The organism is Kitasatospora sp. NPDC059599 (assembly GCF_042735125.1).
Taxonomy (GTDB): domain Bacteria; phylum Actinomycetota; class Actinomycetes; order Streptomycetales; family Streptomycetaceae; genus Kitasatospora.
The window spans coordinates 1-4,718 of record NZ_JBHWCL010000272.1; the positions used below are offsets into that span (position 1 = coordinate 1).

Annotated in this window: 5 protein-coding genes; 3 read left to right on the plus strand and 2 right to left on the minus strand. The window is 76.0% G+C overall.

Annotated elements, in window-relative coordinates; all coding sequences use genetic code 11:
* The first annotated feature begins 47 nt into the window (after positions 1–47).
* Complete coding sequence (locus ACFV04_RS43240) at positions 48–479, plus strand: YchJ family metal-binding protein (protein WP_360255615.1); 432 nt, start codon at positions 48–50, stop codon at positions 477–479.
* A 16-nt stretch (positions 480–495) separates the two neighbouring features.
* On the opposite strand, the gene ACFV04_RS43245 is transcribed toward ACFV04_RS43240, so the two are convergent.
* Positions 496–1,512: a polysaccharide deacetylase family protein gene (locus ACFV04_RS43245; protein ID WP_380346914.1), complete on the minus strand. Its 1,017-nt coding sequence runs from the start codon at positions 1,510–1,512 to the stop codon at positions 496–498.
* Positions 1,513–1,770: 258 nt separating this feature from the next.
* Here ACFV04_RS43245 and ACFV04_RS43250 point away from each other — a divergent pair, with 258 nt between their 5' ends.
* Entirely contained in the window at positions 1,771–2,310 is a 540-nt protein-coding gene (locus tag ACFV04_RS43250) for a GNAT family N-acetyltransferase (RefSeq protein WP_380536560.1), read from the plus strand.
* A 73-nt stretch (positions 2,311–2,383) separates the two neighbouring features.
* Here ACFV04_RS43250 and ACFV04_RS43255 read toward each other — a convergent pair whose 3' ends face one another.
* A complete protein-coding gene (locus tag ACFV04_RS43255) occupies positions 2,384–3,334 on the minus strand; it encodes a carbohydrate kinase (protein WP_380346961.1) in 951 nt (316 codons plus the stop codon).
* An 882-nt stretch (positions 3,335–4,216) separates the two neighbouring features.
* On the opposite strand from ACFV04_RS43255, the gene ACFV04_RS43260 reads away from it, so the two are divergent.
* The gene (locus tag ACFV04_RS43260; RefSeq protein ID WP_380346917.1) at positions 4,217–4,645 is read left to right on the plus strand and encodes a nuclear transport factor 2 family protein; all 429 of its coding nucleotides are present in this window, start codon (positions 4,217–4,219) and stop codon (positions 4,643–4,645) included.
* The last annotated feature ends 73 nt before the right edge of the window (positions 4,646–4,718 follow it).

The window sequence follows — 4,718 nt, forward strand, 5'->3', positions numbered from 1 at the left end:
CGGTCCCGGGCGACCGGAGGCACCCGCGGAGGGGGTGAATGGACCGCATGTCCCGACGTCGTTCCGCGCCCCGCTCCGCCGCCCCGCGGCTGCTGCCCTCCTCCCCCTGCCCGTGCGGCCTGTCGGCCGCCTACGGCGACTGCTGCGGCCGGCTGCACCGCGGCCAGGCCGCGGCGACCACCGCCGAATCGCTGATGCGCTCCCGGTTCAGCGCCTTCGCGGCGCAGGACGAGGCGTACCTGCTGCGGACCTGGCACCCGGACACCCGTCCCGCCGAGGTCGACTTCGACCCGGCGCTGCGCTGGACCCGGCTGGAGGTGGTCTCCACCTCCGAGGGCGGCGCGTTCCACGCGACGGGCACCGTCGCCTTCCGCGCGCACTGGACCGAGGGCGGCGAGGAGGGCGTGCTCACCGAGCACAGCCGCTTTGTGCGGCACGAGGGCGCCTGGGTCTACGTCGACGCCCTCTCGCTCGGCTGAGCCCGCCCCGCCGTCGTTACAGGTAGTCGTCGAGGCGCCCCAGGGCGAAGCCGGCCGCGGTGACGTCGTTGACGACCTTGCGCAGCAGGTCCGGCATGGAGGCCTTCCAGATGTCCTGGCCCCGGAAGTGGGTGAGGATGATGTCCCCCGGGTGCAGCTTGCGGTCGTCGTAGCGCCACTCCATGTGGTCCGGGAAGGCCTCCTCGTTCCACAGCGGCACCGCCTGCACCCCGCAGGAGGCCGCCGCGCGCAGCGTGTCGTCGTTGTACTCGCCGTACGGCGGCCGGAACAGCCGGGGGCGGACGCCGATCTGCTGCTCCAGCTGGTCCTGCTGGTTGCAGACCTCCTGGCGCTGGGTCTCGTAGTCCAGGACCTTCAGGTTGCGGTGGTTGATCGTGTGGTTGTTGATCTCCACGCCCTGGGCGTGCAGGTCGCGGAAGTAGCCGTAGTTCTCGCGGACCAGGTAGTCGGACACGAAGGCGCTGAGCGGGATGCCCAGCTCCTCGGCCATCCGGGAGAACGCGGGGTCCTTCTCCGCGCCGTCGTCGACGGTCAGGAAGACCACCTTGTCGTCGGTCGGCACCCGGTAGACCACCGGCGGGCGGCCCTCGGCGAGCTTGACGCCCTGGACGGGGGTGAGCCGGGCCCTGGTCGCCGGGCGCGGCGGGGCCTTCAGCGGCGTGCTCTCCAGGCCCCAGCGCCGCGCGGTCTCCAGGGCGGTCCGGGCGTCCGCCTCCTGGCGGGCGGCCGCCTCGCTGCTGGTCTCCTCCTCCAGGCGGGCCGCGCCGGGCAGCATCGGTGGCGCCGCCGGCGGGCGGCCCGCACCGTGCCCTGCGGCGTCCGCTCCCGCGGGGGCCGCGGCGGCCTCCACGGCGGGTGCCGCGTCCGCACCGGCCGGCGCCGTCCCGGCCGGTGCGGCCTTCGGCCCGGCGGGGGCGGCCGGGGCTGCGCAGCCGACGAGGACGGCGGAGAGGCAGACGGTGGCCAGCAGGCCGGTCCGCACACCGCTCCGGCCCTTCTGACTCCCCCTCAAACCCCCATTAATCCGACAATCTGATGGTCTATCCATAGCTGCACTGCTCCCCCACCGCGCACCCCCGTCAATCCCCCCATCACCCGTGCGGGGCAACGGCGCACCGCGGTCCTTGCCCTTCCTTTGCCGACCGCCCGTCCGCCGACCCCGTCGGGCCGCCGCACCGGTCGCCCGGCCGTACCCGGCCGCACCGACCGGGCCCGGAGGCGCACCGAAAACCGATTGCGACGGGGGGAGGGCGGAGTGGATCATGCGCGCATGACGAACACCTCGCCCCGCCGCTCCGACCTCTGGGCCGTCGCCACGGCCGACGTGACCTCCGACGAGGCCCTGGAGCTGCTGCGCGAGTACTTCTACGACGTGGCCAACCGCTACTACCGCCTGCACTTCGGCCGGGAGGGCGCCCCCGAGGAGTTGGAGTCCGGGCTGGCCGACTCCCCCAGCGGCGACCTCGTCGCCCCGGACGGCCTGTTCCTGATCGGCCGTCACGACGGCGCCGCCCACTCCTGCGCGGGCCTGCGGCGGCTCGACGCCACCACCGTCGAACTCACCCGCGTGTACGTCCGGCCCGCCCTGCGCGGCACCGGCGGCGGTGCCCGTCTGATCGCCGCCGTCGACGAGGGAGCCCGGGCCCTGGGCGCCGACCGGATCGTCCTCGACACCCGCCTCGACCTGGTCGAGGCCCGCGCGCTCTACCTCCGGAACGGCTACCGGGAGATCCCGGCCTACAAGAGCGGCCCGTACGCCGAGGTCTGGTACGGCAAGGAACTCGGCGCCCCCGATCAGCAGGGGCGCTGAGCACCACCGGTCCGGACGCCCCGACGCCGGGCGCCGGCCGAACCCGGCGGCGGTCGCCGGGAACGGTTCGGGTCTAGCGCGCGCCGGCCTCGGAGCGGCGCTCCCGGCCGTCCGTCAGGGCGGTCCGGAGTTCCGCCGCCGAGGGCGGGTTCGCGCCCGGGCGGGCGACAGTCAGGGCGGCGGCCGTCACCCCGTGGGTGAGGCAGGTCCGCAGGTCCTCGCCGGACACGCGGGCGTGCAGGAAGGCGGCCGTGAAGGAGTCCCCGGCACCGACGGTGTCCGCGACCGGCACCGGGACGGCCGCCGCCTCGACCCGGACGCCCTCGGCGGTGCGGGCGAACGCCCCGTCGGCACCGAGGGTCACCGCGACGACGGCGGGGCCGAGCGCCAGCCAGCGCTCGGCGACCGCGTCGGGCCGCTCGCCCGGGTAGAGCCAGGCCAGGTCCTCGTCGCTCGCCTTGACCAGCTCGCTCAGTGCCACGCAGCGCTCGACCCGCCGGACGGCACCGGCCCGCTCGCCCATCAGCGCGGGGCGCACATTGGGGTCGTAGCTGATCGGCGTCCGTCCGCGCCACCGCTCCACCAGCGCCAGCACCGCGGCCGCGCCCGGCTCGGTGACCGCGCCGATCGAGCCGACGTGGATCGCGGCGGGTGTCCCCGCGGGGTCGGCCGGCCCGGTCGGCGCGCTCGCCCCCGGCAGCGCGGTCGGGGGGAACGTCCAGCCGATGTCGAAGGTGTACTGCGCCCGCCCCCGGTCGTCCAGCCGCACCACGGCCGAGGGCGTCCGCGCGACCCCGGCGGCCCGTACCCGTACGCCCGCCGATTCCAGGTGGGCCCGGATCAACCGGCCGTTTTCGTCCGGTCCCAGCTCGGTGAGCAGCGTGGCCGGGCGGCCCAGACGGGCCAGGCCGTACGCCACGTTCGCGGGGCTGCCGCCGGGGTGCACCCGGTCCGGGGCACCGTCCGTGCGGACGACGTCCGCGACGCACTCGCCGATCACCAGAACGTGCGAATCCGGGCTGATCACGGCGGCTCCTGGCATCCGGGGCGGGGCTCGACTCGGCCGCCAGCCTACGGGGTGCGTCCGCACGGGCCGTGCCCGGGCACGGAAGTACGGCCGCCGGACCTGGTCCAGGAACTCCGGCGGCCGTGGCCCCGTCCGTCAGGGGACGAAGCACTCCTGACGTTAGACGGCCGCCGGGGGCCCCGCCATCACCGTGGGCCGTCCGGGGGACGACGGGGTGTCGTCGGGCCCTCCGGATCGCTTGGCACCGGGCCCGGAGGCGCCCTGGCCCACGTACGCGGTGCGCGGCCACCGCGGACGACGTCCGCACCGCCTCCGAGGTGTCCGGGGAGGACCTGGGCGGGCTCCTCGGCGACCGGCCGTCCGGGTCGGGCACGCCCCGATGCCGGGGCACCCGGACCGGGCGGTGGGGCCGGCGGGGGCCGTGCCGGGCGGTGCCACGGCCACGGCCACGGCCACGGCTACGGGGACGGCGGGCCCGGCGGGCCGTCAGGACGGGGCGGCGGGGGCGGGCGGGACCGGGGTGGCCCGGGGCTCCGGGACGCTCTGACGGCGCCGCTGGGGCTGCCGGTGCACGCCCCGGCGCGCCGCTTCGCGTCCGGTCGCCGTGTACGCGCCCTGACCGGCCGGGGCGGGTGGGGCCATGGTGGTTCCCACGGCCCGCCCGCCGCCCGGCCTGAGTCCCGGTCGGTTCGCGGGCCGTCCAACGTCTCCGCGCGGGTCCTCGCCGCGGTGCGCGCGGCGCGGTCGGAGGCCGGCACGGTCGGCGACCGCCGCGCTCCGGGGCCTTCCGCGTCCCCGCTCTCGCCCGGTTGTCAGTGGCCGGTGCTAGCGTTCCGACCACGATCGAGGAACGGTCGGGAACGAACGGGGGGTCTTCTCATGGATGTTGGGCTGCGGGAGTTCGGGGTCGAGGTCTACGACCGCTGGACGGCGCTGTGGAACGGCGAGTTGGAGCTGGCCGAGAAGATCATGGCGCCCGACTTCACCCTGCGGTACACGCAGGCGGGCTCGGAGCTGTTCGACGAGGTGCGGACGCCGGCCGGGCTGGCCGAGGTGATCCGGCAGTGGCACGCCAAGCGGTCCGAGCTGCGATTCGAAGCCGAGGGCGTCGCGGTGGTGGATCTGGAGTCGGTCGACGGGGCCGTGTCCGGCCTGGTGGCCCGGCCCTACCTGGCGAGCTTCTCGGACGGCGAGGGCGGCACGGTGGCGCGCAGCGGGACGGACATCCTGCGGGTCGACGGCGGGCTGATAACCGAGGTCTGGTCGGTCTCCTCCGGTTCCGCCGGGCGGACGTTCTACCGGGCCTGACGCACCGTCGACACGGGTGCGGGGTGCGCGGCGGGCGGCCCGTGCGGGCCGCCCGCCGTAACCCTTCCAGCGC